Source organism: Variovorax sp. P4_B11, from assembly GCF_056402355.1.
The window spans coordinates 16,106-35,972 of sequence record NZ_JBFUHO010000012.1; the positions used below are offsets into that span (position 1 = coordinate 16,106).

Sequence of the window (19,867 nt, forward strand, 5' to 3'; positions counted from 1 at the left end):
ACAACGATTTCTTGAAGGCATCGCGTTTTTTCTCAGCGGAGGACCCGTTCATGGCCCCAGGACCTCAACCTTCTTCCCGGCTCTCGGGCGAGCCGCCGCTGTCGCTCGCCGACCTGTTCGTCCCCCGCCCCGACCCGCAGGGCCGGACCGCCCCAGCGGTCAGCCTCGACATCCCGGCGGCCCTCGCCACGCGATGGACAGCGCATTCACGCACTTCCGCCTTCCTGCCGGACACCCTCTTCGCTGCAGCATGGACGCTGCTTCGATCCCGCTGGCTGGGTACCTCCCTGGGCGTTGGCGACGGCCTCTCGGCGCAACAATGGCTGTCCGTGGTCGACCGGACGCGGCGCGAGGGTCTCGACAGCGGCGACGCGGCCTCGCTGCAGCTGGACTGCCAGGCCATCGACGACCACCCCGGCGTGCTGCGCCTGACCGGCGCCTCGTCCCTGATGGACCGCGACGACGAAAGGGCCGTCCTGCTGGCCATCGCCGACACTGCCGCCGACCTGCTCGACCGGCCATCGGCGAGCCTGCACGAGATCCGCACCCTGCCTGCCGTCGATCGGCAGCGCCAGCTCGACAGCTGGAACACGGCGCCGACCCCGTATGACGCCGCGCTGACCGTGCATGCGATGTTCGATCGCCAGGCCGCCGCGCACGGCGACGCGGTCGCGCTGCTGGGCGAAGACGGCGCATTGCGCTACCGCGAGCTGGCGGATCGCGCCGAGCTCGTCGCGCGCCGCCTGCAGGCGCAGGGCGTTCGCGCCGGCGACACCGTCGGCGTGATGCTCGACCGGTCGAGCGCCGCGGTGATCGTGCTGCTCGGCATCCTGAAGGCCGGTGCCGCCTATGTGCCGGTGCAGCCCGACTTCCCGGCCGAGCGCATTGCGTTCATGTTCTCGGACGCCGACGTCCGCCTGGTCCTGACCCAGGCTGCCTACAAGGCGCTGGTGCCGAGCGACCGGCCGCTGCTGTGCATCGACGAAGAAATGGCCGGCGCGGCTTCGCTGCCTCCGTTCGCGGGCGTCTCGGCCGACGGTGAATCCGTGGCCTACGTGATGTACACCTCGGGCTCGACCGGCACGCCCAAGGGCATCGAGATCTGCCATCGCGCCATCCTGCGCCTGGTGGTCGATGCCCACTACGTCGAGCTGCCGGCCGGCGAAGCGATGCTGCATGCGGCGCCGCTCGGCTTCGACGCCTCGACGCTGGAGATCTGGGGTCCGCTGCTCAACGGCGGCGTCTGCGTGGTGCACGACGAGCAGGTGCCGACCGGCGCCGGACTCGCGCGCACGATCGCGCAGCACGCGGTGCAGACCGCCTGGCTCACCGCCGCCCTCTTCAACGCCGTGGTCGACGACGAGCCGGCGCAACTCGCGGGCCTGCGCCAGCTGCTGATCGGCGGCGAGGCGCTGTCGGTGCTCCACGTGCGGCGCGCGCTGGCGGCGATGCCTTCGCTCACGCTGATCAACGGCTACGGCCCGACCGAGTGCACGACCTTCGCGGCGACCTTCCGCATCCCGCACGACCTGCCGGCCGACGCCCGCTCGGTGCCCATCGGCCGCCCGATCAACGACACCACGCTGCGCATTCTGAGCCCCTCGATGGCGATGCTGCCCGCCGGCCTGGTCGGCGAGCTGTGCATCGGCGGCCGCGGGCTGGCGCGCGGCTACCTGCGGCGCCCCGACCTGAGTGCCGAACGCTTCGTCGACGACCCCTTCGGCGCCCCCGGGGAACGCCTCTACCGCACCGGCGACCAGGCGCGCTGGCTGCCCGACGGCAGCATCGAGTACATCGGCCGCATCGACGGCCAGGTGAAGATCCGCGGCCACCGCATCGAGACCGGCGAGGTCGAGGCGGCGCTGCTCGCGCATCCCGGCATCAAGTCTTGCGCGGTCGTGCCGCGCAAGGATGCGACGGGCCATCTGCGCCTGGTCGCCTACCTGGTGGCGCGCGCCGGGGAGATTGCGTGGACCGCGCTGCGCGCGCACCTGGCCGAGCGCCTGCCCGAGGCCATGGTGCCGGCGGCGCAGGTCTGGCTGGCCCAACTGCCGGTGACGACCAACGGCAAGCTCGACCGCCGCGCACTGCCCGAGCCCGCACGGCAGCGGCCCGAACTGGCCCAGACCTTCGAGGAACCGCGCAACGACGCGGAACACCGCGTCTGCACGGCCTTCGCGCGCGCCCTGAATATCGACGCGGTCGGCCGCAGCGACAACTTCTTCGATCTCGGCGGCGATTCGCTGCTGGTGCTCAAGGTGCTGCGCGAACTGCAGCAAGGCAGCGAGCGCCGCCTGTCGGCCAACCTCTTCTTCCGCCAACCGACGCCCGCGGCGCTGGCCGCCAGCCTGCAGGACGACGCGCCTGCTGCAGCGCCGCAGCGCACCGCAGCCGCCGGACCGGCGACCCATGTCGACGCCGAGCCCGTGGCGCTGATCGCCATGGCCGGCCGCTTCCCGGGCGCCGCCGACGTCGAGCAGTTCTGGGACAACCTGATGGCCGGCCGCGAGTCGATCAGCTTCTTCGACGACGCGACGCTGGACGCCGGCGTCAGCGCCGCCTTGCGCGCCGACCCGCTCTACGTGCGCGCACGCGGCGTCATCGACGACATCGACCAGTTCGATGCCGCCTTCTTCGGCATCAACCCGAAGGAAGCCGAGCTGATGGACCCGCAGCAGCGCGTGTTCCTCGAGATCTGCTGGGAATGCCTCGAACGCGGCGGCTACGTGCCCGACCAGGCACCCGGCCCGGTCGGCGTCTTCGGCGGCATGTACAACGCGAGCTACTTCCAGCGGCATGTCGCGACCCGGCCCGACCTGATCGAGATGGTGGGCGAATTCCAGGTGATGCTGGCCAACGAAAAGGACTACATCACCACGCGCGTGGCGAACCGGCTGAACCTGACCGGCCCCGCGGTCAGCGTGCACACCGCATGCTCGACCTCGCTGGTGGCCATCGCCCAGGCCTTCTTCGCGCTGCGCACCGGCCAGTGCCGGATGGCGCTCGCCGGCGGCGCCTCGGTCACCTGCCCGCCCCGCAGCGGCTATCTCTACAACGAGGGATCGATGCTGTCGCCCGACGGCCATACCCGCAGCTTCGACGCCGGCGCCAAGGGCACCGTCTTCAGCGACGGCGCGGCGGTGGTGCTGCTCAAGCGGCTCTCCGACGCGATCGCCGACGGCGACACCATCTATGCCGTGCTGCGCGGCGCGGCCGTCAACAACGACGGCGGCGCTAAGGCCAGCTTCACGGCGCCGAGCGTGGACGGCCAGGCCGCGGTGATCGAGGCCGCGCTGGTCTCGGCCGGCGTCGACCCGCGCAGCATCTCCTATGTCGAGACGCACGGCACGGCGACGCCGATGGGCGACCCGATCGAGGTCGAGGGACTCACGCGCGCCTATGCAGCGCACACCAGCGACACCGGCTTCTGCACCATCGGATCGTTGAAGAGCAACGTCGGCCACATGGTGACCGCCGCGGGTGCGGCGGGCATGATCAAGGCCGCGCTCGCGATGCACTTCGAAGCCATTCCGGCCAGCCTGCACTACGAGGCGCCAAACCCGGCCATCGATTTCGACGCCACGCCTTTCCGCGTCAACAGTCAATTGCGCCCGTGGCGACGTGAAGACGCGCCGCGCCGGGCCGGCGTCAGCGCCTTCGGTGTCGGCGGCACGAACGCCCACGTGGTGATCGAGGAAGCGCCGCTGCGCGCACCTTCCGATCCCGCCACCGGCGCGCAGTTGCTCACGCTGTCGGCGCGCTCGCCGGCGGCGCTCGCCACCGCGGCCGCGCGCCTGGCCGACCACCTCGATGCGCACCGCGCGCTGTCGCTGGCCGACGTCGCCTACACGCTGCGCGTCGGACGCAAGCAGTTCGCACAGCGCGCCGTCGTGGCCGCGGAATCGGTCGAGGAGGCGATCGCCGCCTTGCGCAGCGCCGACTCGCCCTTGCGCGCCGCCGCATCGCTCAACGCCTGGCTGCCGCAGCCGGTCTTCATGTTCCCGGGCCAGGGCGCGCAGTACGCCGGCATGGGCCGCACGCTGCATGCCGAGGACCCGGTCTTCCGCGCCGCCTTCGACGACTGCATCCGGTGCTTCGACGGCCTGCTCGATTTCGACCTCCGCGAGCGCATGTTCACGGACGATGCCGCCGCGCTGGCCCCGACCTCGGTCACGCAGCCCGCCACTTTCGCGCTCGAATATGCGCTGGCCCGCCAGCTGATGGCGCTCGGCGTCAAGCCTGCCGCGATGATCGGGCACAGCGTCGGCGAATTCGCTGCCGCGGTGCTGGCCGGCGTGATGCGGCTGGACGACGCGGCACGGCTGGTCGCCCGGCGTGGCGCGCTGATGCAGGCGCTGCCCGCGGGCACCATGCTCTCGGTGCGCATGGCCGCCGCAGACCTGCTGCCGCTGCTGCCAGACAACATCTCCCTGGCGGCAGACAACGGCCCCGCCGTCTGCGTCGCCGCGGGCCCGAGCGATGCGATCGAGGCGCTGCGCGCTGCGCTCGAAGCCAAGGGCATCGTCGCCAAGACGCTGCAGACTTCGCACGCCTTCCACTCCGCGATGATGGATGCCGCGGTCGCGCCCTTCGAGGCCCTGGTCCGCGCGACCGCGCTCGCCGCCCCCGCACTTCCGATCTACTCCACGCTCACCGGCAAGCTGCTGACTGCCGAGGAGGCCACCGACCCGCGCTACTGGGCACGCCACCTGCGCGAGACGGTGCGCTTCTCGCCCGCTGTGCGCGAAGTGCAGGCCCAACTCGCGCACCCGCTCTTCATCGAGATCGGCCCGCGCAACACGCTCGCGACGCTGGTGCGCCAGCATGCGACCAAGGCGCAGCCCGCAGCCGCCGCCGCGCTGCTGGCCGACCGGCCGGCCGGCGAAAGCACCGCCTGGCGCCTCGGCGCCGGCCGGCTCTGGACGCAAGGCGTCGAGATCGACCTCGGCGCGCTGGACACGCGCGGGCGCAAGCATCGCCTGCGCCTGCCCACCTATCCCTTCGAGCGCAAGCGCTTCTGGGTCGACATCGCCGTCGCACCCGCAGCACCGGCGCTCGCGTCGCTTCCTTCCCCATCCGTGCCACTGACCCCCTCGATTCCGGAGTTGTCCATGACCGCCGCCGCAGCCACTTCCGCACCGCCCGCGCGCCGCGCCGGCCTCGTCACGCGCCTGCGCGAACTGTTCGAGAACCTGTCGGGCATCGACATGGCCGACGTCGAGGGCGCCGCGCCCTTCGTCGAGATCGGCCTGGATTCGCTCACGCTCACGCAAGCCGCGATGCAGGTCAAGAAGACCTTCAAGGTCAACCTCACGTTCCGGCAGCTGATGGAAAGCTATCGCAGCTTCGACGCGCTGGCCGAATTCCTCGATGCCACGCTGCCGCCCGAGCCGGTCGCAGCGCCTGCGACCGCTGTGGCGCCGGTCACTGCCATGCAGCCCGCGATGGCGCAAGCGCAGCCTCCGGTTGCCGCCATGGCGCTGCCAGTGATGCAGCCCATGGCCGGCAATGGCAACCTGGTGCAGCAAGTCATCGCGCAGCAGATGCAACTCATGCAACAGCAACTCGCCTTGCTGTCGGCGGCGCCAATGGTTCCGGCCAGCCCCGTGCTGCCGGTGCCGGCGGTGGAGCAACCCACGCCCATGGCCACCGCCGCGGCCACGGCGTCCAATCCCGATCCCGAGGAGGCCGTCGTCACGCCCAAATACGACGTCAAGAAGGCCTTCGGCGCGATCGCCCGCATCCACACGCAGAGCAAGGAGCCGACCGAGCGCCAGAAAGCGCGTCTGGCCGCCTTCGTGCGCCGCTACGTGGAGCGCACCCGCAAGAGCAAGGCCTTCACCGAGCAGAACCGGCCTCACATGGCCGACCCGCGCGTGGTCAACGGCTTCCGCCCGGCGACGAAGGAGATCACCTACCAGATCGTGGTCGAGCGCTCCAAGGGCTCTCGCCTGTGGGACCTCGACGGCAACGAGTACGTCGACACGCTCAACGGCTTCGGCATGAACCTCTTCGGCTGGACGCCGGACTTCATCAACGAGGCGGTGAAGAAGCAGCTCGACCTGGGCTACGAGATCGGCCCGCAGCATCCGCTGGCCGCCGATGTCACCCGGCTGCTGTGCGAGCTCACCGGCTTCGACCGAGCCGGTCTCTGCAACACCGGCTCGGAAGCGGTGATGGCGGCGATCCGCATTGCCCGCACCGTCACCGGCCGAAGCACCGTGGTGGTGTTCTCGGGCTCCTACCACGGCACCTTCGACGAGGTGCTGGTGCGCGCCGGCCGCAACCACAAGGGCATGTCGGCCGCACCGGGCGTGCTGCAGGGCATGTTCGGCGACATCCGGGTGCTCGACTACGGCACGCCCGAGGCGCTGGAATTCATCCGCGCCAACGCCGACGACCTGGCCGCCGTGCTGGCCGAGCCGGTGCAGAGCCGGCGGCCCGACTTCCAGCCGCGCGAGTTCCTGCGCGAGGTGCGGGCCATCACCGAGAAGTCCGAGACCTGCCTGATCTTCGACGAGGTCATCACCGGCTTCCGCTCGCACCTGGGCGGCGCCCAGGCGATTTTCGGCATCCGCGCCGATCTCGCCACCTACGGCAAGGTGCTCGGCGGCGGCTTCCCGGTCGGCGTGATCGCCGGCAAGCGCGCCTACATGGACGCGCTCGACGGCGGCGCCTGGCAGTACGGCGATGATTCCGTGCCGACGGTGGGCGTCACCTATTTCGCCGGCACCTTCGTGCGGCATCCGCTCGCGCTCGCCGCATCCAAGGCGGCCCTCGAGCACCTGAAGCAGGACAACAACAAGCTGCAGACCCAGTTGAACCTGCACACCGCGGCCATGGCCGACGAACTGTCGGCCTTCTGCCGCGAGGTCGGCGCGCCGATCGAGATCCGCTACTTCACCTCGCTGTGGCGCGTGAGCTGGCTCGAGGACCACCCGCTGCAGGACCTGCTGTTCGCCATGATGCGCAGCCGCGGCGTCCACATCCTCGACAACTTCCCCTGCTTCATGACCACCGCGCACACCCAGCAGGACATCGCGACCATCAAGTCCGCATTCAAGGAGTCGGTGGCCGAGTTGCAGGAAGCGGAGCTGCTGCCGCGCCGCGCCGTGGCCAAGCCCGACTTCGATCCTTCGCATCCGCCGGTTCCCAATGCCCGGCTGGGCCGCGACCGGGACGGCCAACCCGCATGGTTCGTGCCGGATCCGATGGCCCAAGGCAAATACACCAGGTTCCAAGCATGAGCGCAGCACTTCTCTCGCCCCAGGCCGCCGATGCGGCTGCCGAGGAGTTCGATCCGTTCGCGGCCGGCCTGATCGAGCAGGTCGTCCCGACCACCGAGGCCCAGCGCGAAGTCTGGCTCGGCGACCGCCTGAGCCCGCAGGCGTCCCTGGCCTACAACGAGTCGCTGCGGCTGCAGTTCAAGGGCCCGATCGACACGCGCGCCCTGGCGGAGGCGCTCGACCGCCTGGTCGCCCGGCACCAGTCCCTGCGCTCCACGATTTCGCCCGACGGCACGCAGTTGTTGATCGGCGAGGCCACGCCGCTCGAACTGGCCCGGCACGATCTTCAGGCGCTGGACCCGGCCGACCGGCAACTCAGGCTCGACGATGACGCGCTGGCTGCCGTGCTCGAGCCCTTTCAGCTCGAGAAGGGCCCGCTTTTCAGGGCCGCGCTCTACCAGTTGTCGACCGACGACCACCTGCTGTTGATGACCGCCCACCATGCGATCTGCGACGGCTGGTCATGGGGCGTGATCAGCCACGACCTGGGCCGGCTCTATGCCGAGCAGGTCGGCGCCGGCCCGGCGCTCGAGCCGGCTGCCCGGTACGCCGATTACGCGGCCTGGGAAGCCGCGGAGTCGTCCAGCCCCGACATGCAGGCACACGTCGACTACTGGCTCGCACGCTTCGGCGGCAGCAGCCTGCCGGTGCTGGAGCTCCCGCTGGACCACCCGCGGCCGGCGGTTCGCACCTTCAATGCGCGGCGCATCGACCACGTGCTTGGCCAGGACCTGATCGACGCCCTCCGCAAGACCGGCGCCGCGTCCGGTGCCAGCCTGTTCGCCACCATGTTCAGCGCCTTCGCCGCGACCCTGCACCGTCTCACCGCCCAGGACGACCTCGTGGTCGGCATCGCGGCGGCGGGGCAGATGCCGAGCGGGATGACCTCGCTGGTCGGGCACTGCGTCAACCTGCTGCCGATCCGGGTCGCGATCGAGGGCCAGACGCCCTTCGATGCGCTGGTACGCCAGTCGGCCAGCAACCTGCTCGACGCCTTCGAGCACCAGACCCTGACCTACGGTTCCCTGCTGAAGAAGCTGCCGGTGCCGCGCGACCCCAGCCGGCTGCCGCTGGTGAACGTGCTGTTCAACGTCGACCGCGACGCCGCGCCCAATGACGGCAACTTCCCCGACCTGAAGGTCGCGCAGAGCACTGTCGGACGCCGCTACGAGAACTTCGAGCTCTTCCTCAATGTGACGCCGGTGGCCGGCGGCATGCAGATGGAAGCCCAGTACAACGCCGACCTGTACGACGATGCCAGCGTCCGCCGTTGGCTGACCATGTACGAATGCCTGCTGCGCTCCGTGGTGCTGGACCCGGCGCGGCAAGTCGGCCGGCTCGACCTGCTATCGGCCGATGCGGCGCAGGGGGTGCGGGCCCTGCAACCGCTGCCGACGCCGCTGCAAGGCGCACCGCTGATGCATGCGGGATTCGCCGTCCACGCCGCCCTGCAGCCCGACCGCCCGGCGCTGCGCGACGGCGCGCTGCGCATGAGCTACCGCGAACTCGACCAGCGCTCGAATCGACTGGCGCACGCGCTGCGCGCGCGCGGCATCGGACGCGGCCAGCGCGTCGGCCTGTGCCTGGACCGCGGGACCGACATGTTCGTGGCCCTTCTCGCGGTCCTGAAGAGCGGTGCGACCTACGTGCCGCTGGACCCCGCCTTCCCTCAGTCCCGGCTCGACTACTACGCCGAAGACGCCAGCCTGGGCCTGCTGCTGACCCACTCGTCGATCACCGCCTCACCCCGGAGCTGGCGTGCCGATGCCTCGCAGCGCGTGCTGCTTCTCGACCGCGAGACCGGCTGGCTCGACGAACCGGAGACGCCGCTCGTGGCAGGGCCGCAGGATCCCCTGGCCGAAGACACGGCCTACGTGATCTACACCTCCGGCTCCACCGGCCAGCCCAAGGGCGTGTGCGTGCCGCATCGCGCGGTCGCCAACCTGATGCAAACCATGCAGCGCGCGCCCGGCATCACGGCCCAGGATCGGCTGGCGGCCGTGACCACCCTGTCCTTCGACATGGCGGTTCCCGAAGTCATGCTGCCGCTGGCGGCCGGCGCCGAGATCGTGATCGTCCAGCGCGACGCCGCAATGGACGGATACCGGCTGGCCGAACTGCTGGCCACGGAATCCATCACCATCCTGCAGGCGACGCCCGGCATGTGGCGACTCCTGATCGACGCGCAATGGTCGGGTGCGCCCGGCTTCCGGGCCTGGATCGGGGCCGAACCGGTGCCCGCGGACCTCTCGCTCGATCTGCTCGGCCGCTGCGCCGAACTGTGGAACCTCTATGGCCCGACCGAGACCACCGTGTGGTCGACCGTGTGGCGCATGGACCGCGCACGCATCATGACGAACGGCGTCTCGATCGGCCGGCCGATGGACAACACCGGGGTCTGGATCCTGGACGCCAATCTGCAGCCCTGCCCGATCGGCGTTCCAGGCGAGATCTGCATCAGCGGGATGGGCGTGACCTCGGGTTACCTCGAGCGGCCCGAGCTGACTGCCGAGCGTTTCGTCACCACGCCCATCGATGGCGTCAACACGCTGATCTACCGCAGCGGCGATCGCGGCCGCTGGCGCAACGACGGCCTGCTGGAACACATGGGCCGCTTCGACTTCCAGGTCAAGGTGCGCGGATACCGGATCGAGCTCGGCGAGATCGAGGCCGCTTGCAACGAAGCCCCGGGGGTGGCCCGCAGCGTGGTGCTCGCGCGCGAGGACAGGCCCGGCGATGTGCGCCTGGTGGCCTACCTGGCGGTGTCGCCCGGCGCCGATTGCGACCGGGCCGCGTTGCGCGAGCTGCTGCGTTCGCGCCTGCCGCAATACATGGTGCCGCAGCATGTGGTGGTGCTGCCCGCGCTGCCGCTGCTGCCCAACGGCAAGGTCGACCGCAAGGCGTTGCCGGCACCGAATGCGGGCGCCGGCGCAAGCGAGGCGCGCGAGCAGGCCAAGGCCCGGGTCGCGCCGCGCAACGAGCGCGAAAAGACAGTGCTGACGGCCATGGAGGAAGTCCTCCATCTGCCTGCCATGAGCGTCCTCGACGACTTCTTCGCCATGGGCGGCCACTCGCTGCTGGCGGCGCACCTGACCACCCGGCTCAACGCCGCCTTCGGCATCCGGCTGCCGCTGAGCAAGCTGTTCGAGGCGCCGACGGCCGAGCGGCTGGCGCGCGAGATCGAACTGGCGCAGAACGACCACCGGGCACCGATCATGATCCCGCGGCGGGCCGATCGCAGAACCGCGCCGCTGACCCTCGAACAGCAACGCATGCGCTTCGCCCAGGAGTTGCACCCCGAGAGCACGACCTTCAACACGCCTTCGGCACATCGCCTGACCGGCCCGATGGATCGCGCCAGGTTCGAGCAGGCCCTGCGCGAGGTGGTGCGGCGGCAGGATGCCTTGCGGACCGCCGTCGTGCCCACGGCGGACGGGGACGGCTGGGTCCAGCGCATCGAGGACCGCGTTCGCTTCGACCTCCCATTCGAGGACTTGAGGTCCATTCCCGGGGATCGGCGCGAGTCCGAGCTGCTGCGGCGCATGCAGGCGATCGTCGACGTGCCGATCGCCGCGGCGCCGGCGCCCCTGTTCCGCTGCGCCCTGTACCGGACCGGCGAACAGGAACATGTCTTCATGTTCGTGGCGCACCACCTGGTGTGGGACGGCTACTCGTTCGACATCCTCTACCGCGAGATGGCCGCCAGCTACGCCGCGCAACTCGCTGGCGGCGCCAATCCGCTGCCCGAGCTGTCGATCCAATACGGCGACTACGCGCAATGGCAGATCCAGTGGCTCGATGGGCCCGAGGCCGCCAAGCAGCAGGCCTACTGGCGGGATCGCCTGGAACGGGCGCCATTGCTCACCGGCGTGCCGGTCGACATGCAGGCCCCGCCGGGAACGGCGGGCACCGGCAGGAACTTGCCCATCGAGATCGACGCCGGACTGGCAGAGCGGTTGCGCGGCGTCGCCACGCAGCACCAGCTGACACTCAACATGCTGATCATGGCCTCCTACGCAGCGATGCTGTCGAAGGTGGTCGGGAAGCCCGAGGTCTCCGTCGGGATGCCGGTACGCGGACGGCTGCTCCCCGAGCTCGACCCCGTGATGGGCTACTTCGTCGGCCTGGTGCCGATCTACGGCATGGCGGAGGAGGCGATTCGCTTCGTCGATTTCGCGCGCTCCCTCAAGCAGGAAGTGATAGGCGCGCTGGCCCACCAGGACCTGCCCTACGAGCACCTCCGCGAGCAGGCCCGTCCGGAGCAGCGGCGCACCGACCTGTACCAGGCGGTGTTCTCGTTCCAGGACGCGCGCGAGCGCCCCCGGCACTGGGGCCCGCTGGCGCACGACATGGTCGCGCTGGTACAAACCGGTGTCACCGACAACCTCGGCCTGTGGCTGCTCGACCGACCCTCCGGGCTGCAGGGTGCGCTGGTCTACAACGCCAGCCTCTACACACGCGAGACTGCCGCGTCGCTGCATCAGATGTTCGTCGGCATCCTGCGGGCCGTGGCCGATCACCCCGACGCCACGCTGGCACAGCTGTGCTCGGGGGCCATCTTGCCGCTGCCGGTTCGGCCCTCGGAGGCCCCCGCGCCCGCGTCGCTGCTGCTGCAACCCGAACAGGCCCGCCTGGCGCAGATCTGGGCCAGCGCCATCGGCATCGACGTGAACGACATCCGGCCCACCGACACCTTCTTCGACCTCGGCGGCGATTCGCTGCTGACGATGCGAGTGATCCCGCAGGCGCAGCAGGCGCTCGGCTTCCGCGTCGAGCCGCGCCGCTACGTGTTCGAGTCGCTGGCGCAATTGGCATCGGCGCCGGCCGGCGGCACGGTCGACCTGATGGGGAGCGCCGACCAGGTGGACGGCGCTCCGAAGCGAGGCTTGCTCGGCCGCGTGTTTTCCGGCTGGGGCCGCAAGGCCTGAGGAGGTGGCCATGTCGATCACGCCCGTCAGCTGGCCGGGGACTTCGCGGCTCTGGCAGGTCGAGCTGGATGCCGCGCCGGCACCGGGCGCCGCCGCTTGCCTGTCCGAGGCCGAGTGGGCGCGCGCGCGTCGCTTCGCCTTCCAGCGCGACCGCGACCGCTTCATCGCCGCCCATGCGGCCTTGCGCCAGGTGCTCGCAGCACAGAGCGGGATCCATCCCGCCCTGCTGGACTTCGCCGAGGGAGCCTTCGGCAAACCGGCACTGGACGGGGTTGCCGGCCCGCACTTCAATCTCAGCCACAGCCAGTCGCTGGCCCTGATCGCGGTCGATGCGCAATCCGTGGTCGGGATCGACATCGAGCTGCCGCGCGCGATCTCCGACATGCACCAACTGGCGGCGAGCTGCTTCACGCCGAACGAGCTCCGTGCCATGCAGGCGCTTCCGGCCGGCGAGCGCGAGCGCGCCTTCTTCAACGGCTGGACCCGCAAGGAGGCCTGCGTCAAGGCACTGGGGCTCGGGCTGTCGGCCGACCTGCAGTCGCTGGAAGTGGGGCTCGACGAGCGCGAACGCACTGTGGAGTACGCCGGCGACGGGACCCTTCATACGCTGCGCGTGCTGTCCGTTCCGCTGGCCGGCGGCGCGGTCGGCGCGCTGGCGATCGAGACCTCGCGCGTTCGCCACCCGGTCTCGCCGGCCCGGCCAGCGACACTCGAAACACTTCAATGAAGCCGTTCTATTTCGGTCCGCCGGAGCGCCAGCTCTTCGGCATCTATCACGCACCGGAGCAGGAGACCGACGCCCGTGCGGCGGTGCTGATGTGCTGTCCCTATGGCCACGAGGCCATTCGCGCCCATCGTCTCTATCGCGTCCTCGCCGAGCGGATCGCCCGGCTCGGCATTGCTGTCCTGCGCTTCGATTTCTTCGGTACCGGCGAATCCGGCGGCGATGATGCCGACGGCGAGATGCAAGGCTGGCAACGCGATCTCCTGCGCGCGCACGAGGAACTCAGGAGCCGCTCGGGCGCGCACGCCACGACCTGGCTCGCGGCCCGGCTGGGTGCCACGCTGGCGCTGCAAAGCGCTCGACACGCACAAGGCCTCGGACGATTGATCCTGTGGGATCCGATCCTCGACGGCCCGGCTTACATCGAGGAGCTCCATGCCGCCCAGATCGCGATGCTCGAGATCGGCTACTACGCCAGGAATCCCTCCTGGTATCAACGCCGCGAGCACGGCGACGGGCCGGCGATCACCGAAGCGCTGGGCCACGGGATCGGCGGCGAGCTGGCCGCACAGTGGGCCGCCTTGCGCCCGGATGCCCTGACCCTGGACACCGACGCCGCGACCACGGTTTTCGGCCGGCCGGAGGACGAACGGGCGCGTGAATGGTGCCTGCGGGAAAGCGCACGCGGCCGGCCGGTCGTGCACGAATTGCTGGAGCACCCGATTGACTGGACTTCCGATCCGATTCCCAATCAAGCGATCGTTCCGGCCGATGTGACACGGCGCCTGCTGGCGCTCATGCGATGACAAGTTTTCAAGACGAACCGCTGCTCTTCGGGCCTCAGGGACAACTGCTGGGCGTGATGACCCGCCCGGCCGGCGGGCCATCGGCACGGATCGCCTGCCTGATGTACAACTTCGGCGTGACGCACCGTGTCGGGCCGCGCCGGATCCAGGTCAAGCTGGCGCGGAAATTGGCGCAGCAGGGCGTCCCGACCTTGCGTTTCGACCTGTCAGGCATCGGCGACAGCAAGGCGCCTGGCGCTTCGGAGAGCTTCGAGGCGCAGGCCCTCGACGACCTCCGGCTCGCGATCGACCAGATCGAGCAGCAGCTCGGAATCCGGCAGGTGATCGTCATCGGCCTGTGCTCGGGCGCGGTCCACGGATTCCAAGCCACGCTGCGAGACCCGCGCATCGTGGGCCTTCTCGCCTTCGACGGCCACGCGTTCACGAGCCGCAGTGCCAAGCTGGAGCGCAGGATTCGGCGCTTCCTCAGGTTCCCGGTGGCCCAGATGCGCCACTGGGTCGAGCGCCTGCTCGGCACGGACCGGCCGCCCGATGGCGACCTGCTGCGCTCCGGCGTGCAGTCGAAGGTCTTGACCGCGGACGATTTCCGGCGCGACATCCGATCCATGACCGCGCGCGGGGTGTCGATCTACCTGATCTATTCCGCGACGCTCCAGAGCCGCGACCGCAACAAGGACCAGCTCCACGCCCTGCGCGGTGACGCTGTCCTGAACCAGCTGCGCTACCAATTCATGCCGAACCTGGACCACTCGTTCACCGAGCTCGCGGGCCAAGCGCTCTTCCTCGATGCGGTCTGCCTGTGGGTGAAGGAAATCCAGGACAAGAGGGCCGAGCCGGCGGCCGCCGCGACAGCGGAGGCCGCAGCGCCGACGACCATCGAGATCGTCAGGCGCCCGGAAGCGCTGGCGGCTGCCTGACGAGCGCGCCTCAGGCGTGTGCCGGGCCGGAGGAGGCAACCGTCTCCGAAGGCAGTTCCTGCAGCGGGCCGCTGCCGCTGTAGCGGTCCAGCGCCAGGTAGATCGCGGGCGTGATGTAGAGCGTGATCACCTGCGAGAAGATCAGCCCGCCGACCACCGCCACGCCCAGCGGCTGACGCAGCTCGGCGCCGGCGCCGAGGCCCAGCGCGAGCGGAAGCGCGCCCATCATCGCGGCCAGCGTGGTCATCATGATCGGGCGGAAGCGCAGCCGGCAGGCCTCGCGGATGGCGTCGACCGGCTTCATGCCCTCGCTGCGCTGCGCATCCAGCGCGAAGTCGATCATCATGATCGCGTTCTTCTTGACGATGCCGATCAGCAGCAGGATGCCGATGGTGGCGATCAGCGTGAGGTCGAAGCCGAAGAGCTTGAGCGACAGCAGCGCGCCCACCGCCGCCGAAGGCAGCCCGGCCAGGATGGTGAGCGGGTGGATATAGCTCTCGTACAGAACGCCGAGCAGCACGTAGATCACCAGCACCGCCAGGATCAGCAGCACCGCCTGACTCGACTGCGAACTCTGGAACACCGCCGCATCGCCGCCGTAGCTGGTGATGATCGTCGGCGGCATCTTGAGCTCTTCCTTGAACCGGTCGATCTTCGCCGTGGCATTGCCGAGCGGAACGTCGGGCGCCAGATTGAAGGACACCGTCACGGCCTGAAGCTGGCCCTGGTGGTTGATCGAGGTCGGCCCGACCGTGCGCTTCACCGTGGAGAAAGCCGACAACGGCACCAGCTGGCCGGCCTTGTTGCGCACCGACAGGCGCGACATGTCTTCCTCGAACTGCCGGTCGCTGTCGGCCGCCGAGAGGATGACCTGGTAGGTGTTGCTGGCGCCGTAGATGCTGCCGATCTGGCGGTCGCCGTAGGCGTTGTAGAGCGCGGTGCGAAGGTCGCCGACCGCGACGCCGAGCACACCCGCCTTGTCGCGGTCGATGTCGAGCGTGGCCTGGAGACCGCGGTTCTGCGAATCGCTCGTGACGTCGCGGAAGACCGGGTCGGCGCGCATGCGCTCCATCAGCTTGTCGGCCCACACGTTCATGGCGCCGGCATTCACGCTTTGCAGCGTGTACTGGAAGCGGGCCTTGCTTTGCCGGCCGCCGAGACGCAGGTTCTGGATCGGCTGCATGTAGACCGCAACGCCCGGGATTTCGCGGAAACGCTTGCGCAGAGATTCGAGCACCTGCGGCATCGGCAGGCGCTCCTTGCGCGGCTTGAGCACCACGAACAGCCGCCCGGCGTTCTGCGTGGCCGTCGGGCCGCCGACGCCGATGAACGAATTGACGTAGTCCACGCTCGGGTCGGCCATGAGCGCATTGGCGACGCGCTCCTGCAGGGCCTTCATCGCGGGGAAGGAAATGTCCTCGGCCGCCTCGGTCGTGACCTGGATCTGCCCGATGTCCTCCTCGGGGAAGAAGCCCTTCGGAATGGTGATGAACATCCACGCCGTGAGCGCAAAGGTCGAGGCCGCGACGATCAGCATCACGTTGCGGTGATGCAGCGTCCAGCCGAGCGTGCGCATGTAGTTGGCGTGCACCCAGCGGTAGCCGCGCTCGAATGCCCGGCCGATGGCGGTGCCCGGTTCCGGATGCTCTTCTTCGTGGTCGATCGCGCCGCCTTCGCGCGGCGTGTGTCTGAGCAGCCGGCTGGCGAGCATCGGCACCAGCGTGAGCGACACGACGGCCGACACCATCACCGCGAGCCCCACGACCACCGCGAATTCATGGAACAGCAGGCCGATCACGCCAGGCATGAAGAAGATCGGGATGAACACCGCCACCAGCGAGATCGAGATCGAGATGATGGTGAAGCCCACTTCGCGCGCACCGCGCAGCGCGGCGGCGAAGGGCTCCATGCCCTTCTCGACGTAGCGCATGATGTTCTCGAGCACGACGATCGCGTCGTCCACCACCAGGCCCACCGCAAGCGTGATGCCGAGCAGCGAGACGTTGTCGAGGCTGTAGCCGAAGGCGTAGAGCAGCGCGACCGCGCCGATCAGCGAGATCGGGATCGTGAGCGCCGGGATCAGCGTGGCCACCAGCCGGTGCAGGAACAGGAAGATCACCAGCACCACCAGCAAGATGGTGCCCAGCAGCGTGAGCTGCACGTCGTGCACCGCTTCGCGGATCGAGAGCGAGCGGTCGTTGAGCACGCGGATATCGACCGACTGGGGCAGCTCTTGCCTGAAGCGCGGCATCAGCGCGCGCACCGCGTCGACCACCTGCACCGTATTGGCATCGGGCTGGCGCTGCACGGCCAGCGAGATGGAACTCTTGCCGTTGTAGGCGCTGGCCGTCTTGACCGACTCGAAGCTGTCCTCGATGGTCGCCACCTCGTCCAGCCGCACCGGCGAGCCGTTGCGCTGGCCGACGATGACCTTGGCGAAGTCGGCCGCCTTCAGCATCTGCTCGTTGGCCTGGATGGTGAGGGTCTGGCGCGGGCCGTCGAGCACGCCCACCGGCGTGTTGGCATTGGCCAGCCGCACCGCGTTGGCGAGTTCGTCGAGCGTGATGTTGCGCGCGTTGAGCAGGTCGGCATCGGCCTTGACCCGCACCGCGAAGCGCTTCTGCCCGTAGACCGCCACCTGCGCCACGCCGTCGATGGTCGACAACGTCGGCGAGACCAGGTTCTCGGCATAGTCGTTGAGATCGGACGGCGTCATCGAATCCGACGTCATCGCGATGAACAGCACCGGCGCATCGGCCGGGTTGACCTTGCGGTAAGAAGGCAGCTGCGTGAGTTCGACGGGCAGCAGCCGCTGCGCGCGCAGCAAGGCGGCTTGCACATCGACCGCCGCCGCGTCGATGTCGCGCGAACTCACGAATTCGAGCGTGACCGAGGTCACGCCCTGGGTGTTGACCGAACTGATGGTTTGCAGGCCGGGGATGGTGGAAAACTGCTTTTCGAGCGGCAGCGCCACCGACGACGCCATGGTCTCCGGACTGGCCCCCGGCAACTGCGCGGACACGGCGATGACCGGCGTGTTGTAGCTCGGCAGCGCCGCGACCGGGATCTGGAAATAGGCAAAGATGCCGACCACCACCACCGCGGCGGAGAGCAGCACCGTCATCGCAGGACGACGGATGCAGAGCTCGGAGATGTTCATGTGCGCTCCCGGTCCGCGACGACACTGGCGCTGGACGGCGCGACCGAGGCCGCGCTGCCCGGCGAAGGCCCGGGCGCCGCGTTGCCGGGCTGCTGCGCGTCGATGCGGACCTTGCCGCCGGACCGCACGTTCTGCTTGCCCTCGATCACCACCTGCTCGCCCGGTTCGACGCCTTTCACGACCACCTGGGTGCCGAAGTTGTAGACCGTCTGCACCTGGCGCCGGGTCGCCTTGCGCTCGGCATCGACCACGTAGACCGAAGTGCCGTCGGCCAGCATCATCAGCGCCGAGGCCGGCAGCACGGTGGCGTTGTCGATGGTGCGCACCGTCACCCGGGTCTCGACGAACTGCCCGGGCCAGAGCGCCTGGTCGGCGTTGTCGAACACCGCCTTGGCGCGCACCGTGCCGATCAGCGGATCGACCGTGTTGTCGACGAAGCTCAGCGTGCCCTGCAGCGGCGCCTTGCGGCCGGCCGCCAGGGCCTCGACCGGCGTGTGCTCGCGCGCCGCCTGCAGCAGGTCCTGCAGCTTGCCCTCAGGCACCGGGAAGCTCACTGCGATCGGGTCCAGCTGCGTGATCGTGACCAGCGACAGGCTGGGCTGCACCAGCGTGCCAGGGTAGATGTTGACCGCGCCGATGCGGCCGGCGATCGGTGCCCGGAGCGTGGCATAGCCCAGCGCCACCTGGGCCGACTGCACCGCGGCCCGGTCGGCCGCCACCGCGGCGCGCTGCGCCTCCAGTTGCGACAGCGTCGCATCGGCGGCGCTCTTGGCGATGAAGTTCTGCGCCACCAGTTCCTGGCTGCGCTTGTACTGGCGCTCCAGGTCGGCCAGCATGGCCTCGTCGCGCTGCTGCTGGGCCCGCGCCTTGCCAAGGTTGGCCTGGTCCGGACGGTCGTCGAGCGTGAAGAGCAACTGGCCGGCCTTGACGAACTGGCCTTCCTTGACATGCACCTCGCGCACCGTGTTCGTCACCTGAGGCCGCAGGTCGACGCTGTTGAGCGAGACCACGCTGCCGTTGACCTGGACCGTGACCGGGACGTTCTGCCGCTGGGCGGCCGCCAGGGTGACCAGTGCCGGCGCGCCGGCGCCGGGGGCGGCGGCCTGGGTGGCCGCGGCGCTGCGGGTCTTGGCGCCCGACCACCACCAGGTGCCCGCCGCAACGGCGACGACCAGCACACCCGAGAGGGCGAGAGCGAGATTCTTCTTCATGGGGTTCCAGGTGGGATCGGATGGATCGAGGGCCTGCGGTGACACAAAATTTCCCGGCGGCAACTATTGGAGCAGCGAGCCGCAGAAAGAGCCCGCATCCATCGTAAAGAAATGTAAAGCGCCCGGGCAGAATGGCACGGTCCAGGGCTTCTCCTGCCCCGCCCGCCCGCTAGAATTCGCGCTCCACAGCCTCTGGATGTACCCCATGAATCGCTGCAAATCGCCCTTTTCGAGACACCTCGCGGTCGCGCTGGCCGCCCTGATCGTGCCCGCCGGCGCGCTCTTCTGCGGCCCGGCCGCAGCCCAGTTGCTCGACCCCTCGGCGACCCAGAACGAAGCGGCCAACGGCGGCCGCAACTTCCCGCCGGGCACCTTGCGCGGCCGCTTCATGGTCGTGGACTCGCCCGAAATCCAGCTCGACGGCCAGCCCGAGCGCCTGGCGCCGGGTGCCCGCATCCGCAGCGCCGAGCGCATGCTGGTGATGCCCGCGGCGATCACCGGCCAGAACCTGCTGGTGAACTACACCCGCGACGCCGCCGGCCTGGTCCACGAAGTCTGGATCCTGACGCCGGATGAAGCCCGCGCCAAGCGGGCCTCGGCCGAGAAGCCCTTCTTCAACTTCTGGCCCTTCGTGGCCGACAGCGGCCCGCGCGACGACGGCAAGACGCCCTTCGACCAGTTGCCGAAATACGGCCAGTAAATCGCTCAGCCCCAGGTGGGCTCACTTCGTGTAGCCGCCCACCCCCTCTCCGGGGGCGGCACCAGCGGCCTGGCAGAGCCAGTTCCGCGGTGTCTCCCGAAAAGACAGTGAACCCCGATCCCCACCGGGAGAGCC

At 69.5% G+C, this 19,867-nt stretch carries 8 protein-coding genes; 6 read left to right on the plus strand and 2 right to left on the minus strand.

The features are described 5' to 3' along the window. The first annotated feature begins 50 nt into the window (after positions 1-50). Genes AC1DYD_RS13545 through AC1DYD_RS13565 form a run of 5 tightly spaced genes read left to right on the plus strand, consistent with a single transcriptional unit; the run spans position 51 to position 14,661 of the window. Positions 51-7,247, plus strand: a complete 7,197-nt coding sequence (locus tag AC1DYD_RS13545) for an amino acid adenylation domain-containing protein (RefSeq protein WP_478173258.1) — start codon at positions 51-53, stop codon at positions 7,245-7,247. Beyond that, the gene (locus AC1DYD_RS13550; protein ID WP_478173259.1) at positions 7,244-12,214 is read left to right on the plus strand and encodes an amino acid adenylation domain-containing protein; all 4,971 of its coding nucleotides are present in this window, start codon (positions 7,244-7,246) and stop codon (positions 12,212-12,214) included. The genes AC1DYD_RS13545 and AC1DYD_RS13550 overlap by 4 nt, the downstream gene beginning before the upstream one ends. Positions 12,215-12,224: 10 nt before the next feature. Further along, positions 12,225-12,941: a 4'-phosphopantetheinyl transferase family protein gene (locus AC1DYD_RS13555; RefSeq protein ID WP_478173260.1), complete on the plus strand. Its 717-nt coding sequence runs from the start codon at positions 12,225-12,227 to the stop codon at positions 12,939-12,941. Next, positions 12,938-13,744: a serine aminopeptidase domain-containing protein gene (locus AC1DYD_RS13560; protein ID WP_478173261.1), complete on the plus strand. Its 807-nt coding sequence runs from the start codon at positions 12,938-12,940 to the stop codon at positions 13,742-13,744. Before AC1DYD_RS13555 ends, AC1DYD_RS13560 begins: the two co-directional genes overlap by 4 nt. Continuing rightward, the gene (locus AC1DYD_RS13565; protein WP_478173262.1) at positions 13,741-14,661 is read left to right on the plus strand and encodes an alpha/beta hydrolase family protein; all 921 of its coding nucleotides are present in this window, start codon (positions 13,741-13,743) and stop codon (positions 14,659-14,661) included. Before AC1DYD_RS13560 ends, AC1DYD_RS13565 begins: the two co-directional genes overlap by 4 nt. A 10-nt stretch (positions 14,662-14,671) precedes the next feature. Here the strand turns inward: AC1DYD_RS13565 and AC1DYD_RS13570 are convergent, their stop codons facing one another. Both AC1DYD_RS13570 and AC1DYD_RS13575 read right to left on the minus strand, forming a co-directional pair. Further along, positions 14,672-17,821 (minus strand): efflux RND transporter permease subunit, encoded by a 3,150-nt coding sequence (locus tag AC1DYD_RS13570; protein ID WP_478173263.1) that lies wholly within the window; start codon positions 17,819-17,821, stop codon positions 14,672-14,674. Further along, entirely contained in the window at positions 17,818-19,032 is a 1,215-nt protein-coding gene (locus AC1DYD_RS13575) for an efflux RND transporter periplasmic adaptor subunit (RefSeq protein WP_478173264.1), read from the minus strand. The genes AC1DYD_RS13570 and AC1DYD_RS13575 overlap by 4 nt, the downstream gene beginning before the upstream one ends. Before the next feature lie 205 nt (positions 19,033-19,237). Between AC1DYD_RS13575 and AC1DYD_RS13580 the strand changes: the two genes are divergently transcribed. Beyond that, positions 19,238-19,732, plus strand: coding sequence for a hypothetical protein (locus AC1DYD_RS13580; protein WP_478173265.1), 495 nt, complete (start codon positions 19,238-19,240; stop codon positions 19,730-19,732). Positions 19,733-19,867: the final 135 nt, after the last annotated feature.

Excerpts from the sequence above, each read along its gene's own strand:
- AC1DYD_RS13555 (WP_478173260.1), top strand. The coding sequence starts at position 12,225 with ATGTCGATCACGCCCGTCAGCTGGCCGGGGACTTCGCGGCTCTGGCAG.
- AC1DYD_RS13565 (WP_478173262.1), top strand. The coding sequence starts at position 13,741 with ATGACAAGTTTTCAAGACGAACCGCTGCTCTTCGGGCCTCAGGGACAA.
- AC1DYD_RS13580 (WP_478173265.1), top strand. The coding sequence starts at position 19,238 with ATGAATCGCTGCAAATCGCCCTTTTCGAGACACCTCGCGGTCGCGCTG.
- AC1DYD_RS13545 (WP_478173258.1), top strand. The coding sequence starts at position 51 with ATGGCCCCAGGACCTCAACCTTCTTCCCGGCTCTCGGGCGAGCCGCCG.
- AC1DYD_RS13560 (WP_478173261.1), top strand. The coding sequence starts at position 12,938 with ATGAAGCCGTTCTATTTCGGTCCGCCGGAGCGCCAGCTCTTCGGCATC.
- AC1DYD_RS13570 (WP_478173263.1), bottom strand. The coding sequence starts at position 17,821 with ATGAACATCTCCGAGCTCTGCATCCGTCGTCCTGCGATGACGGTGCTG.
- AC1DYD_RS13575 (WP_478173264.1), bottom strand. The coding sequence starts at position 19,032 with ATGAAGAAGAATCTCGCTCTCGCCCTCTCGGGTGTGCTGGTCGTCGCC.
- AC1DYD_RS13550 (WP_478173259.1), top strand. The coding sequence starts at position 7,244 with ATGAGCGCAGCACTTCTCTCGCCCCAGGCCGCCGATGCGGCTGCCGAG.